Genomic DNA, 16,112 nt, shown 5'->3' with positions numbered 1-16,112 from the left:
GCATGCCCGAGCAACTCAATTCCCGCGTCGAAACCTGTTACCAACAAGCCGAAGCCTTCTTCAAACGTACGTTCAAACGCCCGGTCGTCAGCTTCAAGCTGCGCGGTCAGAAGGCAGGCGTCGCCCATCTGCATGAAAACCTGCTGCGCTTCAATCCGCAGCTGTATCAGGAAAACGCCGAAGACTTTCTGCGCCAGACCGTGCCGCACGAAGTCGCGCACCTGATCGCCCACCAACTGTTCGGCGGCAGCATCCAGCCGCACGGTGAGGAGTGGCAGTTGATCATGCGCGGCGTGTACGAGCTGCCGCCCAACCGTTGCCATACCTACGCCGTCAAACGTCGCAGCGTGACGCGCTATATCTATCGCTGCCCGTGCGCCGACAGCGACTTCCCCTTCACCGCCCAGCGCCACAGCATGGTCAGCAAAGGCAGACGCTACCTGTGCAGACGCTGCCGTCAGACGCTGGTGTTCAGCGGCGAGACCCGAACCGAGTAACTGCTGCTTAAATGCAGGCATAAAAAAACCCATCCGAAGATGGGTTTTTTCATGGCCTGATGATCAGACGGTTTTGCCGGTGTTCACAGCGTTGGCTGGAGTCGGGCCTTCAGCGACGCCCAAGTCGTCTTCAGGACGGGTTTCCAGGATCGCGGAACCACCGGAGGTCAGCTCGGACTGCAGCTTGTCGGTGTCCAGCTCGCCCACCCACTTGGCAACCACAACGGTGGCAACAGCGTTACCGACCAGGTTGGTCAGGGCGCGGGCTTCGGACATGAAGCGGTCGATACCCAGGATCAGCGCCAGACCGGCAACCGGCAGGTGGCCGACAGCCGACAGGGTGGCAGCCAGAACGATGAAGCCGCTACCGGTCACGCCAGCAGCACCCTTGGAGGACAGCAGCAGGACCAGCAGCAGGGTGATCTGGTGCGTGATGTCCATATGGGTGTTGGTCGCCTGAGCGATGAACACGGCCGCCATGGTCAGGTAGATCGAAGTACCGTCCAGGTTGAACGAGTAGCCCGTCGGGATAACCAGACCTACGACCGACTTCTTGGCACCCAGACGCTCCATCTTGATCAGCATGCGTGGCAGAGCCGATTCAGACGAAGACGTACCCAGTACGATCAGCAGTTCTTCACGGATGTAGCGAATCAGTTTGAAGACGCTGAAGCCGTGAGCGCGGCAGATGGCGCCCAGTACCAGCACCACGAACAGCACGCAGGTGATGTAGAAGCAGATCATCAACTGACCCAACTGCACCAGCGAGCTCACGCCGTAGGCACCGATGGTGAAGGCCATGGCACCGAATGCACCGATTGGCGCCAGCTTCATGATCATGTTGATGATGTTGAACATCACGTGAGCGAAGCGATCGATGAAGTCCAGCACGGGCTTGCCGTAGGCACCCAGGCGATGCAGGGCGAAACCGAAGATCACCGAGAACATCAGCACTTGCAGGATATCGCCGTTGGCGAATGCGCCGACGATGGTGTTCGGAATGACGTTGAGGATAAAGCCGACGATGCTCTGGTCCTGACCAGCCGTCACGTAAGCAGCAATCTTGGAGGCGTCGAGGGTGCTGACGTCGATGTTCATGCCGGCGCCCGGCTGAACCACGTTTACAACGATCAGGCCGATCAACAGGGCGATGGTCGAAACGATTTCGAAGTACAGCAGGGCGTAGCCACCGGTCTTGCCGACCGACTTCATGTTCTGCATGCCGGCGATACCGCTGACGACTGTACAGAAGATGATGGGGGCGATGACCATCTTGATCAGCTTGATGAACCCGTCACCCAGCGGCTTGAGGGCCTTGCCGGTGTCAGGGTAGAAGTGGCCGATCAGGATACCGATGACAATCGCTACGATTACCTGGAAATAGAGAGATTTGTAGATGGGCTGACGAGTCGTCATTGCAGTTATCCTCAAGGGCGTCGTCGGCATCTTCACCGGATGCACGCGAGCCTATAAAGCGCTAACCCTCCTGCATTGGAGGGATTTGTTTTGTCGAGCTGCGCGGGGCAGACCTCTACAGGTTAGATAGCAATAGGCGTGCCATGCAGGCAAAAGGACATCAACACCACGTATTACAAGGGCGCTGGGGTAACGATAGCCGGAAACCGGAAAAAGAGATGGCGGTTTTCCGCCGTATTGAGCTGAAAACCGGGCTTCAGTGGCGGGTATCCGCCTGCCGTAGCAGGTACGGGAGCGTCCTGAGCGGCGTTACCACGCAGGAGCGCTCATCGTTATGCACAAATCCGCCTCACCACTGATCGTGCCCTTCACTCCGCGTGGGCATGCATCCCGTGACGCTCTGCGTCACAAATGGCACAGATTGCGGATTCAGTGAGCCGAGCGCATGACATGGATAACGCTGGAGCTTGGTCACGCATCTGCGCCACATTCAAGAGCGGACGCGGAGCGTTCTGGGCGGCATTCCCACGCGGAGCGTAGGAACGATCAGCGTGATCTCAAGCGCCGGCGATGCAGGCGACCCGGTGTTTCAGGAAAATCGCGTCATCGTCATCGCCGGCAAGCCGCCTCCCACAGGTTGGTATTGCGCACCCGCCCGTGACGCTCCGCGTCACATTCAGCCCCACACCTACTCGGCCATGAAGTGAATCCTGAACGCCGCGCCGCCCAGAGGCGAATCGTCCAGCGTGAGTTGTGCGCTGTAGCTTTCGATGATGTCCTTGACCACGGCCAGGCCGATGCCCTGCCCCGGGTTCTGGCGATCGAGACGTTCGCCGCGTTCGAGGATGCGAGCCCGCTGGTACTGAGGGACGCCGGGGCCGTCGTCTTCGATGCACAGCTCGTCGCCTGACGCCGATGCGCTGAAGCTGACGCGCACTTCACTCAGGCACAGTCGGTAGGCGTTTTCCAACAGGTTGCCGAGCATTTCCAGCAGTGCGCCCTCTTCCATGTGCACCTGACAATCCTCGGGCAGGTCCAGCGTGACCTTGACCCGCTTGTCGCGGTACACCTTGTCCAGCGTGTTGCACAGGCTTTCGATCACCGGCCGCAGCATCACGTGATGACGCACCAGCCCGCTCTTGCGCAGGCTGGCGCGCTGCAGTTGATAGCCGATCTGCTGGCTCATGCGCTCGATCTGCGATTGCAGCACGCGGGCCTGCTCGACATCTTCGGGACGTTTGGCAATGTTTTCACTAACCCCCTGCAAGACCGCCAACGGGGTTTTCAGGCTGTGGGCCAGATCGCCCAGGGAATCGCGATAGCGTGCCCGTTGCTCGCGTTCGCTGCGCAACAGGCGGTTGAGGGAATCGGTCAGACGCAGCAGTTCACTGGGGTGTTTTTCGCTCAGGCTGTCGCGCTCGCCGGCTTCCACCTGATCAAGCTCGTGACTCAGTCCCCTCAGGGCACGCAAGCCCCAGGTCAGGCCGCCCCACAACAACCCCAGCAATACCAGCAAGGCAGCGCCGAACCCCAGATAGAGTTTCTGACGCAAATTGTTGACGGTTTCCTGATACCCGCGCAGTGGCTGCACGGCGACGATACTGAACGCGGCATTGCGGCCACCCAGCAGGCGAATCTCGACGTCGTAGACGAAATACTCGTCGCCGTTGATTTCCTTGATCTTGGTGAACTGACTGCCCTGCCCGTCATAGTTGGGGTGGTAATCGATGTCCAGATCTTCGGTGGACAGCGAACGCCAGACCATCTGCCCCTGACGGTTATAGATGTAGCCCATCAGGCGGCTGCCCGGCAGGTTGAACTGCTCGCCCGGCAGCACCGACGGCATCAACAGATGATCATCCTCGACACGCGCCGCAGAAATCATCGTGGTCACGTCCGACGCCAGCCGCTGCTCGATCGCACCGCGCAACGCCAAACTGAAGCCGCTCTGCAACGCAGGCAGCATCAGCAGCATGAAGATGATCGCCAGCGTCACAGCGCCCAGCATCAGGCGCAGACGAAGCGAACGAATCACGTACAGCGCTCAGTGAACAGGTAGCCCATGCCGCGTACGGTTTCGATGGGTTTGAAGGCCATGTTGCTGTCCAGCTTGCGACGCAGACGACCCACCAGCACTTCGATCACATTCGGATCGCGCTCGTCATCGTCGGGGTACAGCTGTTCCATCAATCGCTCCTTGGGCACCACCTGCTGATGATGAAGCATCAGGTACTCAAGAATCCGGTACTCGTAGGCCGTCAGCGCGAGCGGCTGCTCGGACAGCGCCGCCTGCTTGCGGTTGAGGTCCAGCAGTAGCGGCCCGGCAGTGATGGTGGACTGAATGAAACCGCTTGAACGCCGCAGCAAGGCGTTGAGCCGCGCATCCAGCTCTTCGAACTGAAACGGTTTGACCACGTAGTCGTCGGCGCCGGCAGCCAGACCTTCGACCTTGTCCTGCCAATTGCCGCGCGCGGTCAGGATCAGGATCGGAAAAGACTTGCCCAGGGTGCGCAACTGACGAATCAGGTCCAGACCGCCGATGCCGGGCAGACCCAGGTCGATGACGGCCAGATCATGATTGAACTGACCGACCTGATACAGCGCCTCTTCGGCATTGGCCACCGCTTCGACCACATGCCCCGCTTCGGTCAGACGGGTCCGCAGGTGATGCCGCAATAACGCTTCATCCTCAACCACCAACAACTTCATGCAGCCCTCCCAGGCACAGCCCCAGCCTTAATATCAGGAATGAATCGACAGCGTCGCATCGGTACTCAGCAGTTGAGCGCTTACAGGCATATGCCGGGTTACATCATAGCTGCCCAGCAATATGTCGCGGCTGACGGGCATGCCATTGTGGGTGCCCGACACCACGCCGTAAACCGGCGGCGAATAAAGCGTCCCCGCTGCAACATTCCTGCGGTCCTGCTGGCCCAGTTCGTGGCTCCAGCCGTTGGCATCATCAAGGCGTTCGCTGGTCTTGCCGAACTCGATACGCGTCGGCTCGACTCTGCCATCACCGGCTTGCGCCGCCGCACTACCACCCAGAAAAGCCAGGGCCAGGAAAAACTTGTTGATGTTCAACATGCGGACTCCTTTTGCGCTCGGGGACGCTGTCAAGGTATGGCTCAACAGTAAGCGTGCCGCCCTGAACCCCGACTGAACGCTGCATGAACCTGCGCTGAATGGCACCGAATCGGCTATTGTTGCCGTTCAATGCGACACCCCACTCAAGAAGGAGCTGAACATGCGCGTGTGGATGGCAGTGATCATGATGGGCCTTGCGGGACTTGCCCAGGCCGCGATCAAGACCGAACAGGTCGATTATAAAAGTGCCGACGGCACCAAGCTGGTGGGCTACTACGCCTACGACGACGCGATAAAAGGCCCGCGCCCCGGCGTGCTGGTGGTTCATGAATGGTGGGGCTTGAATGAATACGCCAAGCGTCGCGCCCGTGATCTTGCTGCGCTGGGTTACAGCGCCATGGCCATCGACATGTACGGCGACGGCAAGAACACCGAGCACCCGAAAGACGCCATGGCCTTCATGCAGGCCGCCCTCAAGGACAGCGACGCCGCCGACAAGCGTTTCGATGCGGGCCTTGAGCAATTGAAAAAACAGCCGCAGACCGACCCTGCAAAGATAGCCGCGATTGGCTACTGCTTCGGCGGCAAAATCGTGCTCGATGCAGCCCGTCGCGGTGAGCCGCTTGTAGGCGTGGTGAGTTTCCACGGCGCACTGGTCACCAACACGCCCGCCAAACCGGGCATCAAGGTGCCGATGCTGGTCGAACATGGCGCCAAGGACAGCATGGTGACGCCTGAAAACGTGGCAGCTTTCAAGAAGGAAATGGACGACGCCAAGGCTGACTACAAATTCGTCAGCATCGACGGCGCCAAACACGGTTTCACCAACCCCGACGCCGACCGCCTGAGCCATGGCGAACACGGCGGCCCGGACATCGGTTACGACAAGGCGGCTGACCAGAGTTCGTGGTCGGACATGCAGGTGTTCTTCAAGAAAATCTTTGGTTGATCTCTCGCAGGCTGATCGTGCCCATCGCGTGGGCATCCAGCCCGGACGCGGAGCGTCCTGAGAGGCATTCCCACGCGGAGCGTGAGGAACGATCACCGTCAGTGTGCTGATCGTGCCCATGCTCCGCGCTCATCGTTATACACAAATCGGCCTCGACACTGATCGTGCCCATCGCTCCGCGTGGGCATGCCGCCCGTGACGCTCCGCGTCACAAATGGCACAGACTGAGGATTCAGTGAGCCGAGCGCATGACGTGGATAACGCTGGAGCTTGGGCACATATCTGCGCCACATTCGAGAGCGGACGCGGCGGGAAGGATCATCGCAAGCCTTCCCTCAAGCCTGATCCCCCGGCAAAATGCCGTTCATGACTCAATCACCTGCCCTTCCCGCCTGCTGTCCCGAACTTGTCCAGCACTGGCCGTTGCCTTACGCGGTACCCGGTGCGGTGCTGGTCAGTGGCCGTTTCGATCCGCTCAAGCTGGTCGATGGCGACTTTCAGCACACCGCTGTCGACAAACCTGCCAGCATCCAGCGCTCGGTTGCCAAGCGTCAGACCGAGTTTCTCGCCGGTCGTCTGTGTGCCCGCGACGCACTGCGCAGGCTTGACGGACGTCAGTACATCCCCGGCATCGGCGAAGACCGTGCGCCCATCTGGCCAGGCGAAATCTGTGGCTCGATCACCCACAGCACCGGCTGGGCCGCAGCCATCGTGGCGCACCAACAGCAATGGCGCGGACTGGGGCTGGACACCGAACATCTGCTGAGCCACGACCGTGCCTCGCGTCTGGCCGGGGAAATCCTGACGGCCAACGAGCTGGCCGACATGGCCAACGGGCCTGACGATCAGGTCGCCCAGCGCGTGACGCTGACCTTCTCGATCAAGGAAGCGCTGTTCAAGGCCCTCTATCCCATCGTGCAGCAGCGCTTCTACTTCGAGCACGCCGAGCTACTGGAGTGGTCGCAGGATGGCAGCGCCCGCCTGCGCCTGCTGATCGACCTGTCCAGCGAATGGCACCACGGCAAGGAACTGGAAGGCCAGTTCAGTGTGCAGGACGATCATCTGCTGAGCCTGATCGCGATCCCTGCTTGATCAGTGCCATCGGGATCGCTGTATTCGGGGATCAGTCGTGCAGCGGACAATGCTCGCACCGGCCGACCCACTCCACCTGATAACTCAGGCAACAGGCTTTTCGCTGCTTGCGCGATTCGGCATCTTCGGCCTGCTTTATAAAGGTCACCGTCTGATACAGCGGATTGAGGCGGCCATCGGGACGTTTGCGCTCAGCCAGCAAGGCGAACCCTGCCGCCAATGATGCATGGCTGCCTGCCGCGAGTTCGGTCAGACAGGTTTCCAGCGCATCTCCCGCGCTGCTCCACAACACACTGCTCGCCAGCCCGCCGTAACGGCTTAGCGTGGTGATGAAAGGCTGCAGGTTATCGTCGAGCAGACCGGCAAAGCGCTGGAACGGATCAAGCTCCGCCTGCGCCAACGCACTGCCCTCTTCCACGAACCGGATGCCCACCGGAAGTTTTCGTTTATCCAGCACCAGCGAGACCTGATCCAGATGCAGCGCGTAATGACGTCCTTCCAGAAGACTGGCCGACAGGACCGCCGGGATGATCTGCATGAAGTAATACTTGGCCCACTGCGACACCAGCACCGGCAAATGGCTAAGCATCAACTCTGTGCCATAGAGGTCCAATAGCAACGCGTCCAGCCGCTCGGGGTGCAACAGGTCGGGCAGTGCCACGACTTCGCTGGCGGGTGTACGAAGTTCAAGCTGGCTTTCATCAAACATGATTGACTGACTACTTTTGGTGGGAAGCTGAACTGACGCCATCGTCGGCAAACCGCCTCTTATCAAACAACCTGTAACTTACTGAAAAAACGCGATTTTGTGGGAGCGGACTTGTCCGCGAATGCTGTATTTCAGGCGATGAATATTCGTCGGATGTACTGGCCTTGTCGCGGACAAGTCCGCTCCCACTGAGTTTGCCGCGCGACAGCGCTACGTCGAAGACGTGGTGGCGCCCCCACAAAAGCGATCTTTCGATGGATGACCCTTCACCTCGGCGCCTGCGTACGTGGCCAGGACAGACTGAAGCAAGCGCCGCCCAGACTTTCACTTCGCCCGATCAGCGCTCGCCCTTCGTGCCAATTGATGATGCGCCGCACGATCGACAGTCCCAGCCCGTGCCCGCCCGAGGCGCGTGTACGGCTGTCGTCGATGCGCATGAAGGGGGTGAATATCTGCTCCCAGGCGTCTTCCGGAACACCGGGGCCGTCGTCGTCCACGTCGATGCGGCAACGCTGCGCACCCAGGCGATAGCTGATGGACACCTGCGTTTCGGCATGGCGCATGGCGTTGCTGACCAGATTCTGCAAAGCCCGGTGCATATAGCGCGGTTCCGCCTCGACCCACGCCGTTTCACCTTCAGCCGCCGTGATGCACTCACCCCGTGAAACCCGCACATCAGCGCGCAACGGCGCCAGCTCGGCAATTACCTGATCGATCAACGCCTCCAGATCGATACGCTGGAAATTCAACGTCGGCGCGCCCTGTTCAAGCCGGGCGTACGTCAGCATTTCATCCACCAGTTTATCGAGGTCCTGAATATCGCTGTCCATGCCGCGCATGTACTTCAGGCGTGCTTCGGCCGTGGTCGCGTCGCTGACCATTTCCAGCCCGAAGCGCAAACGCGCCACCGGTGTACGCAGCTCATGGGACACCGCACGCACCAGCTCACGCTGGATCATCAGAGAGCGCTGCAAGTGCTCAGCCATGCTGTTGAAGGCCGCCGCCAGGCGCCCGACCGAATCCGAGCCCTCGGTGGGCACGCGCGTCTGCAGACTGCCCTGAGCAATCAAGGTCGCCGCCGCTTCAAGCGCCAGCACCCGACGCTCCAGACGCCGCACCAGCAGATACACCACCAGCCCGATGAAACACAGCCCCAGTAAGGCAATCAGCACCAGCCATTGCAGCGGATAGGGATTCATCTGGTACAGCGGACCGATTTCCAGCACCCAATTGGTATCAACGATCCCGGCCAACACACGGATCGAGTCACCGCCCTTGCCCAGCGCCATGACCGTGTCGCCTTCATAAATGCGGCGGCGCTGGTCGTCATCCAGATCAGCCTGATCCAGCGCGAGCAGGTGCATGTCGAAACCGAACCCTTTGTCGACCCGCAACGCCTGCAGGCGCGCCGGTTGCTCATCGACCGGAGAGCGCACCAATTCATCGATCAACAGGTAAATAGTCGCCCGCGCCAGTTGCTCGGTGATCTGCTGCACCTCGCCCGTCAACAGCAGCGGCTCCTTGTCGCTCAACTGGCGATAGACCTTCGCCGCATGCGGGCCGATCTGCTCGACCACCACCTGCCCACGCGCCAGCCGACTGCGGGCGCTGCTGTCCAGTTGTGCCTGCTCAAAGCTTTGCAGACTCAGCGGAATACCCAGCAAACGCTCCCAGACCGCCAGCGCACGACGACGCTCCACATCGTTGAGGGCGATCAGGTTATCGGCCATGACCGTGAACGTGCCGTGGGCCAGACGCTCGCGGTACTGCTCGCCACGCGCCTGATTGAGGCCATGCAGCGCGAGCATGCCGAGCAGCGCCACCAGCACCAGAACGCCCAGCATGCCGCCATAGATACGCAGAAAGATCGAGTTCATGACAGGTCAGCCGCTGAACACATGGCCGCTCATGTCCTGCGCGGCTTCAGGCACGAACAGATAGCCCTTGCTGCGCACGGTCTTGATCAGACGCGGGTGGATAGGATCGTCGCCAATCTTGGGACGGATGCGCGAGATGCGCACATCAATGGAGCGATCCTGCCCGTCATACCCCACGCCGCGCAGGGCCGTGAAGATTTCTTCACGGGACAGCGTGCGCCCGGCGTTGGCTACCAGCAGCCACAACAGATCGAATTCGGCACCGGTCAGTTCGATGCTTTCTTCGCGCAACCAGGCCTCGCGCAGTGCGTTGTCCACCACCAGCGGCCCGAAAACCAGCCTGCGCAGCTCGGCGGCGGGCACCTGTGGCGCCTCACTACGGCGCAACAAGGCATGAATGCGCGCCAATAGCACGCGCGGGTGAACCGGCTTGCAGACGAAATCGTCAGCGCCGGTGTCCAGCCCCTGAATGTGATCGGTGTCGTCGGTGCGGGCGGTGAGCATCAGGATCGGCCCGTCGTAGCGGTCGCGCACCTTGCGGCAAATACTGAAGCCGTCTTCGCCGGGCAGCATCAGGTCGAGGATGACCAGATCCGGCTGTTCCTGAATGATGCGCGCTGCCGCCAGCGCGCCATTGCCTTCAATCCTTACGCTCAGGCCGTTGTTCTGCAGGTAGTCGCAGGTCAGTTGCGCCAATCGCTGATCGTCCTCGACGATGAGCACCTGCCAGGTATGTGGCTCCACGAAGGGCTTCCTTTTGTTGTTATCGAATAGCGGATTCAGGCACCGCCGCATCGCGCGGATGTCCGGCGATTGTAGCAATCGCGCGGCAAACCACACGACATGCCAGATGCCCCTTGCAGGCTGCTTTTTCTGTGATAGGGTTCGCGCCCGCAAAAATCCGTTGCAGCCCAATGACATCTGTAAAAATCAGTGACAAACGGTCCGACGCAGCAGCCATGCGGCCTACACGCGATGTAGGTGATTCATACACAAAGTACTCACAAGTTTATCCACAGGTCGTACGTTGCAATTGATGTCCGAAACGCATTATCTTGTAGCCCGACCTGCAGTCACACCCTACATGTAGGGTTTTCTGCGAAAACTCCAGCACAACTCAATTGAAAAATTCAAGCATTTTTCTTGCGTTTGAGGGGTTGAACTTTAAGACGTAATCAGTAACCAAACCGCGCGCGCTTACACCCAGGCGACCCGGTACACGTCTTGCAACATAGAACACGCAAGCTTCATCAGATCTGCAAGGGATTGGGCACATGACCCAGTCCCTTTTTGACTTCAAAACCCGGAAGCGGCCAAACCCGCCTCCACCTCCGTTTTGGAGTCATTGAGTCGTCCGGTTGGCGACTCACTGTCACAAAACGGAAAGGTGGGCAGCGATGCCCGAACAAACTTAAAGAACGTGGAGACACCCATGCAAACAGACACAACTCGCGAGAACTCGCCGACCACTGCGCCGTTGTCAGGCCAGGCCCAGCAGGACCTGTCCGCAACCGCTCCTGGTCAACTGCGCGTGATCAAGCGTAACGGCACTGTCGTCGCTTACACCGATGACAAGATCACCGTCGCCATCACCAAGGCGTTTCTTGCAGTTGAGGGCGGCGCTGCTGCCGCCTCGTCGCGCATCCACGACACCGTTGCCCGCCTGACCGAACAGGTCACCGCCACCTTCAAGCGTCGCATGCCTTCGGGCGGCACCATCCACATCGAAGAAATCCAGGACCAGGTCGAACTGGCCCTGATGCGTGCCGGCGAGCAGAAAGTGGCCCGCGACTACGTCATCTACCGTGACTCGCGCGCCAAGGAGCGTGCCGTTCGTGCACCGGAAGACGAAGTCCAGGCTCACCCTTCTATCCGCATCACCCGCGCTGACGGCAGCTTCGCGCCGCTCGACATGGGCCGCCTGAACACCATCGTTACCGAAGCGTGCGAAGGTCTGGCTGAAGTCGACGCCGACCTGATCCAGAACGAAACCCTGAAGAACCTGTACGACGGCGTTGCGCTGAAAGACGTCAACACCGCACTGGTGATGACTGCCCGTACGCTGGTCGAGCGTGAGCCGAACTACTCGTTCGTGACTGCCCGCCTGCTGATGGACACCCTGCGTGCCGAAGGCCTGAGCTTCCTGCAAGTGGCCGAGAGCGCCACGCACCACGAGATGGCCGACCTGTACGCCAAGGCACTGCCTGCCTACGTCGCTGCCGGTATCAAGTACGAGCTGCTCAACCCTGTGCTGGCCGAGTTCGACCTCGAGAAGCTGGGCAAGGCGATCAACCACGAGCGCGATCAGCAGTTCACTTACCTGGGCCTGCAGACCCTGTACGACCGTTACTTCATCCACAAGGATGGCGTGCGTTTCGAACTGCCGCAGATCTTCTTCATGCGTGTGGCCATGGGCCTTGCCATCGAAGAGAAGGCTCGTGAAGACCGCGCCATCGAGTTCTACAACCTGCTGTCGTCCTTCGACTACATGTCGTCGACCCCGACGCTGTTCAACGCCGGTACCCTGCGTCCACAGCTGTCCAGCTGCTACCTGACCACCGTGCCGGATGACCTGTCGGGCATCTACCACGCGATCCACGACAACGCCATGCTGTCCAAATTCGCAGGCGGTCTGGGCAACGACTGGACGCCGGTTCGTGCACTGGGCTCCTACATCAAGGGCACCAACGGCAAATCGCAGGGCGTCGTGCCGTTCCTGAAAGTGGTCAACGACACCGCTGTAGCAGTCAACCAGGGCGGCAAGCGCAAGGGCGCTGTCTGTGCCTACCTGGAAACCTGGCACATGGACATCGAAGAGTTCATCGAGCTGCGCAAGAACACCGGTGATGACCGTCGTCGTACCCACGACATGAACACCGCCAACTGGATCCCTGACCTGTTCATGAAGCGCGTCTTCGATGACGGCCCGTGGACCCTGTTCTCACCATCCGAAGTACCTGACCTGCACGACCTGACCGGTAAGGCCTTCCAGGAACGTTACGAGTACTACGAAGCGCTGACCGAATACCCAGGCAAGATCAAACTGTTCAAGACCATCCAGGCCAAGGATCTGTGGCGCAAGATGCTCTCGATGCTGTTCGAAACCGGCCATCCATGGCTGACCTTCAAGGACCCGTGCAACCTGCGCAGCCCGCAGCAGCACGTGGGCGTGGTTCACAGCTCGAACCTGTGCACCGAGATCACCCTCAACACCAACAAGGACGAGATCGCTGTCTGCAACCTGGGCTCGATCAACCTGCCGAACCACATCGTCAACGGCAAACTGGACACCGACAAGCTCAAGCGCACTGTCGACGTAGCCGTTCGCATGCTCGATAACGTCATCGACATCAACTACTACTCCGTACCGCAGGCCAAGAACTCCAACCTGCGCCACCGTCCGGTCGGCCTGGGCATCATGGGCTTCCAGGATGCGCTGTATCTGCAGCACATCCCGTACGGTTCCGATGCTGCCGTGCAGTTCGCCGACTCCTCGATGGAAGCGGTCAGCTACTACGCCATCCAGGCGTCATGCGACCTGGCCGACGAGCGTGGCGCCTACGAGACGTTCCAGGGTTCGCTGTGGTCCAAAGGCATCCTGCCGCTGGATTCTCAACAGATCCTGATCGAGCAGCGTGGCGAGAAGTACATCGACGTCGACCTGAAGGAATCCCTGGACTGGGCGCCGGTACGTGCCCGTGTGCAGAAAGGTATCCGTAACTCGAACATCATGGCCATCGCACCGACCGCCACCATCGCCAACATCACTGGCGTGTCGCAGTCGATCGAACCGACCTACCAGAACCTGTACGTGAAATCGAACCTGTCGGGCGAATTCACCGTGATCAACCCGTACCTGGTTCGCGACCTCAAGGCTCGCGATCTGTGGGACTCGGTCATGATCAACGACCTGAAGTACTACGACGGTTCGGTGCAGCAGATCGAGCGCATCCCGCAGGAGCTCAAAGAGCTGTACGCGACGGCCTTCGAAGTGGACACCAAGTGGATCGTCGACGCGGCAAGCCGTCGTCAGAAGTGGATCGATCAGGCTCAGTCGCTGAACCTGTACATCGCTGGCGCATCGGGCAAGAAGCTGGACGTGACCTACCGCATGGCCTGGTACCGTGGTCTGAAAACCACTTACTACCTCCGTGCCCTGGCTGCGACCAGCACCGAGAAGTCGACCGTCAACACCGGCAAGCTCAACGCAGTATCGAGCGGCGGCCACGGCCCGGACGACTCGGCCATCACCGCCCCGCGCCCGACCGAAGCCGCACCGGCAGGTCCTGCACCGGTTCCAAAGGCATGCGCCATTGACGAGCCGGATTGCGAGGCTTGCCAATAAGGCTGAGCGTCTGAGCCCCGTACGGCAGTAAACAAAAAGCCCCTTTTCAGGGGCTTTTTGTTGTGCTGGATAAACTCGATTATGTGATCGTGCCAATGCTCCGCGTTGGCATGCCGCCCGGGACGCTCTGCGTCCCATTGGGCCTGAAAAAACAAGGTCTAAAGCTGCGCGCAAATACAGTCTGTGTTGAAGAAACACTGAAAGGCGCCAATACACCGCTCGTCGAATCAAGCATGAAATCGCATTTAAAATCAGCACCAAACCAGACCGCAGATCATCCCCTCAAACATCTCATCACGCCAAGAAGCCCGGCAGCCGCGATGCGCAGGAAATCTATCGATTACGCATCGGTGAAAACCGGGCTTATCTGCGACAAACCACCGCTGTTGCCCAAAACCGACAGGCACTATATGCTGCGTTTCGAAATGTAAAAAACACTAGATAAGGGATTCAGCTGAATTTCCTGCTGCTTTCAGCAATGCATAAACCGATGCTGAAGCCTGCGAGAAAAAAGCGTGAATCACCCACCGAAATCTACTTTCGGTTCAACAAGCGCCGGGCAAAATCTGTATAATCCCGCGCTCGCTTCAGGGTACTCGAATGACAATTTGCATCAGCAAAATTGCATCACCTCAAAGCAATCCAGATCACTCGCTTTGCTCGCCTGTAGGGCGTTGCCACGGCAGCAAACCGAACGGACGACCGACACGCTCATAACCGGTCAATCGCAGCATCAAAGACAGCCTCAATTTCAGTACCTGCGTTTTCGACCCGACGACGTGGGCACTTCACACCTTAAAATCTAACCAAGGTCGCTACGGCGATCCTCAAGCGGGAGCCTCATCACCATGCTGAGCTGGGACGAATTCGATAAAGAAGACGGCGAAGTAGTTGCCAAAGCGGCCAACGCCGGTCACGCCAACGAAGCCAACATGGACCGCCTCGATAGCGCCGGTGGCGCAGCGGCCCAGGAAGCACGTGCCGTCACCGCCAACGACTCCGCAGCCCTGGTCCGCGCCAAGAAAGCGCTGGATGCACTGGACGTCGCTGAAGGTCTGGCCGAACTCGAAGGCGCCAGCGCTCGCGTTGCCGTTGACGAAAAGATGATGATCAACTGCCGCGCCGACCTGAACCAGCTCGTGCCCTTCAAGTACGACTGGGCCTGGCAGAAGTACCTGGACGGTTGCGCAAACCACTGGATGCCGCAAGAAGTCAACATGACCGCCGACATCGCCCTCTGGAAAAACCCGGAAGGCCTGACCGACGACGAACGCCGCATCGTCATGCGCAACCTGGGCTTCTTCTCCACCGCCGACTCGCTGGTTGCCAACAACCTCGTACTGGCCGTGTACCGCCTGATCACCAACCCGGAGTGCCGCCAGTACATCCTGCGCCAGGCCTTCGAGGAAGCGATCCACACCCACGCTTACCAGTACTGCATCGAATCGCTGGCCATGGATGAAGGCGAGATCTTCAACATGTACCACGAGATTCCATCGGTCGCGAAGAAAGCCGCGTGGGGCCTGAAGTACACCCGTTCGATCTCCGATCCGAAGTTCGAAACCGGCACCGTCGAAACCGATAAGGAACTGCTGCGCAACCTGATCGCCTACTACTGCGTTCTGGAAGGCATCTTCTTCTACTGCGGCTTCACCCAGATCCTGTCCATGGGCCGTCGCAATAAAATGACCGGCGTCGCCGAGCAGTTCCAGTACATCCTGCGCGACGAATCCATGCACCTGAACTTCGGCATCGACGTGATCAACCAGATCAAGATCGAAAACCCGCACCTGTGGGATGCCGAGATGAAAGAAGAAGCCACGCAGATGATCCTGCAGGGCACTCAGCTGGAAATCGAATACGCACGTGACACCATGCCACGCGGCGTACTGGGCATGAACGCAGCGATGATGGAGGACTACCTCAAGTTCATCGCCAACCGTCGCCTGAGCCAGATCGGTCTGAAGGAAGAGTACCCAGGTACCACCAACCCGTTCCCATGGATGAGCGAGATCATGGACTTGAAGAAAGAGAAGAACTTCTTCGAGACTCGGGTTATTGAGTATCAGACGGGCGGGGCGCTGAGCTGGGATTGATCAATGCAATTTGGATAACGCAAATAAAAGGTCAAAAAGCAATA

The 16,112-nt window shown here is 59.5% G+C and carries 14 protein-coding genes; 7 read left to right on the top strand and 7 right to left on the bottom strand.

All coding sequences use genetic code 11. From position 1 onward, the window contains the following. The first annotated feature begins 2 nt into the window (after positions 1–2). The gene (locus tag CFBP1590_RS07515) at positions 3–497 is read left to right on the top strand and encodes a SprT family zinc-dependent metalloprotease (protein ID WP_004884196.1); all 495 of its coding nucleotides are present in this window, start codon (positions 3–5) and stop codon (positions 495–497) included. Positions 498–560: 63 nt separating this feature from the next. Here the strand turns inward: CFBP1590_RS07515 and CFBP1590_RS07510 are convergent, their stop codons facing one another. Then, positions 561–1,913, bottom strand: coding sequence for a dicarboxylate/amino acid:cation symporter (locus CFBP1590_RS07510; protein ID WP_004884198.1), 1,353 nt, complete (start codon positions 1,911–1,913; stop codon positions 561–563). Positions 1,914–2,464: 551 nt separating this feature from the next. On the opposite strand from CFBP1590_RS07510, the gene CFBP1590_RS27845 reads away from it, so the two are divergent. Beyond that, positions 2,465–2,620 (top strand): hypothetical protein, encoded by a 156-nt coding sequence (locus CFBP1590_RS27845; RefSeq protein WP_162876792.1) that lies wholly within the window; start codon positions 2,465–2,467, stop codon positions 2,618–2,620. Here CFBP1590_RS27845 and CFBP1590_RS07500 read toward each other — a convergent pair. From CFBP1590_RS07500 to CFBP1590_RS07490, 3 genes are read right to left on the bottom strand one after another with little or no spacing between them, the layout of a single operon-like run. After that, positions 2,602–3,948, bottom strand: coding sequence for an ATP-binding protein (locus CFBP1590_RS07500; RefSeq protein WP_004887298.1), 1,347 nt, complete (start codon positions 3,946–3,948; stop codon positions 2,602–2,604). The genes CFBP1590_RS27845 and CFBP1590_RS07500 overlap by 19 nt on opposite strands. Then, positions 3,945–4,622, bottom strand: a complete 678-nt coding sequence (locus CFBP1590_RS07495; RefSeq protein WP_004887300.1) for a response regulator — start codon at positions 4,620–4,622, stop codon at positions 3,945–3,947. The genes CFBP1590_RS07500 and CFBP1590_RS07495 overlap by 4 nt, the downstream gene beginning before the upstream one ends. Positions 4,623–4,655: 33 nt before the next feature. Continuing rightward, entirely contained in the window at positions 4,656–5,000 is a 345-nt protein-coding gene (locus tag CFBP1590_RS07490) for a hypothetical protein (protein WP_088234769.1), read from the bottom strand. A 160-nt stretch (positions 5,001–5,160) separates the two neighbouring features. On the opposite strand from CFBP1590_RS07490, the gene CFBP1590_RS07485 reads away from it, so the two are divergent. Together CFBP1590_RS07485 and CFBP1590_RS07480 are read left to right on the top strand one after the other, a co-directional pair. Next, positions 5,161–5,949 carry a dienelactone hydrolase family protein gene (locus CFBP1590_RS07485; RefSeq protein ID WP_004887304.1) on the top strand — a complete coding sequence of 263 codons (789 nt, stop codon included), beginning with the start codon at positions 5,161–5,163 and terminating at the stop codon, positions 5,947–5,949. A gap of 366 nt (positions 5,950–6,315) precedes the next feature. Further along, positions 6,316–7,041 (top strand): 4'-phosphopantetheinyl transferase family protein, encoded by a 726-nt coding sequence (locus CFBP1590_RS07480; RefSeq protein ID WP_197044087.1) that lies wholly within the window; start codon positions 6,316–6,318, stop codon positions 7,039–7,041. A 31-nt stretch (positions 7,042–7,072) separates the two neighbouring features. Here CFBP1590_RS07480 and fhuF read toward each other — a convergent pair whose 3' ends face one another. The 3 genes from fhuF to CFBP1590_RS07465 form a co-directional block, all read right to left on the bottom strand. Beyond that, positions 7,073–7,750: a siderophore-iron reductase FhuF gene (gene fhuF, locus CFBP1590_RS07475; protein ID WP_231991834.1), complete on the bottom strand. Its 678-nt coding sequence runs from the start codon at positions 7,748–7,750 to the stop codon at positions 7,073–7,075. 266 nt (positions 7,751–8,016) lie between these two features. Further along, positions 8,017–9,627 carry an ATP-binding protein gene (locus CFBP1590_RS07470; RefSeq protein ID WP_088234767.1) on the bottom strand — a complete coding sequence of 537 codons (1,611 nt, stop codon included), beginning with the start codon at positions 9,625–9,627 and terminating at the stop codon, positions 8,017–8,019. 6 nt (positions 9,628–9,633) lie between these two features. Further along, positions 9,634–10,371, bottom strand: coding sequence for a response regulator (locus CFBP1590_RS07465; protein WP_167383082.1), 738 nt, complete (start codon positions 10,369–10,371; stop codon positions 9,634–9,636). A 688-nt stretch (positions 10,372–11,059) separates the two neighbouring features. Between CFBP1590_RS07465 and CFBP1590_RS07460 the strand changes: the two genes are divergently transcribed. The 3 genes from CFBP1590_RS07460 to CFBP1590_RS07455 all read left to right on the top strand — a co-directional run bounded on the left by CFBP1590_RS07460 (position 11,060) and on the right by CFBP1590_RS07455 (position 16,068). Further along, positions 11,060–13,972 carry a ribonucleoside-diphosphate reductase subunit alpha gene (locus CFBP1590_RS07460; RefSeq protein WP_004887321.1) on the top strand — a complete coding sequence of 971 codons (2,913 nt, stop codon included), beginning with the start codon at positions 11,060–11,062 and terminating at the stop codon, positions 13,970–13,972. Between the two features lie 62 nt (positions 13,973–14,034). Next, a complete protein-coding gene (locus CFBP1590_RS27530) occupies positions 14,035–14,403 on the top strand; it encodes a hypothetical protein (RefSeq protein ID WP_145958171.1) in 369 nt (122 codons plus the stop codon). Between the two features lie 417 nt (positions 14,404–14,820). Beyond that, positions 14,821–16,068, top strand: coding sequence for a ribonucleotide-diphosphate reductase subunit beta (locus tag CFBP1590_RS07455; RefSeq protein ID WP_029242457.1), 1,248 nt, complete (start codon positions 14,821–14,823; stop codon positions 16,066–16,068). Positions 16,069–16,112 lie beyond the last annotated feature (44 nt).

This window comes from Pseudomonas viridiflava (assembly GCF_900184295.1).
Classification (GTDB): Bacteria; Pseudomonadota; Gammaproteobacteria; order Pseudomonadales; family Pseudomonadaceae; genus Aquipseudomonas; species Aquipseudomonas viridiflava.
This window is presented reverse-complemented; position numbering and strand designations above follow the sequence as displayed.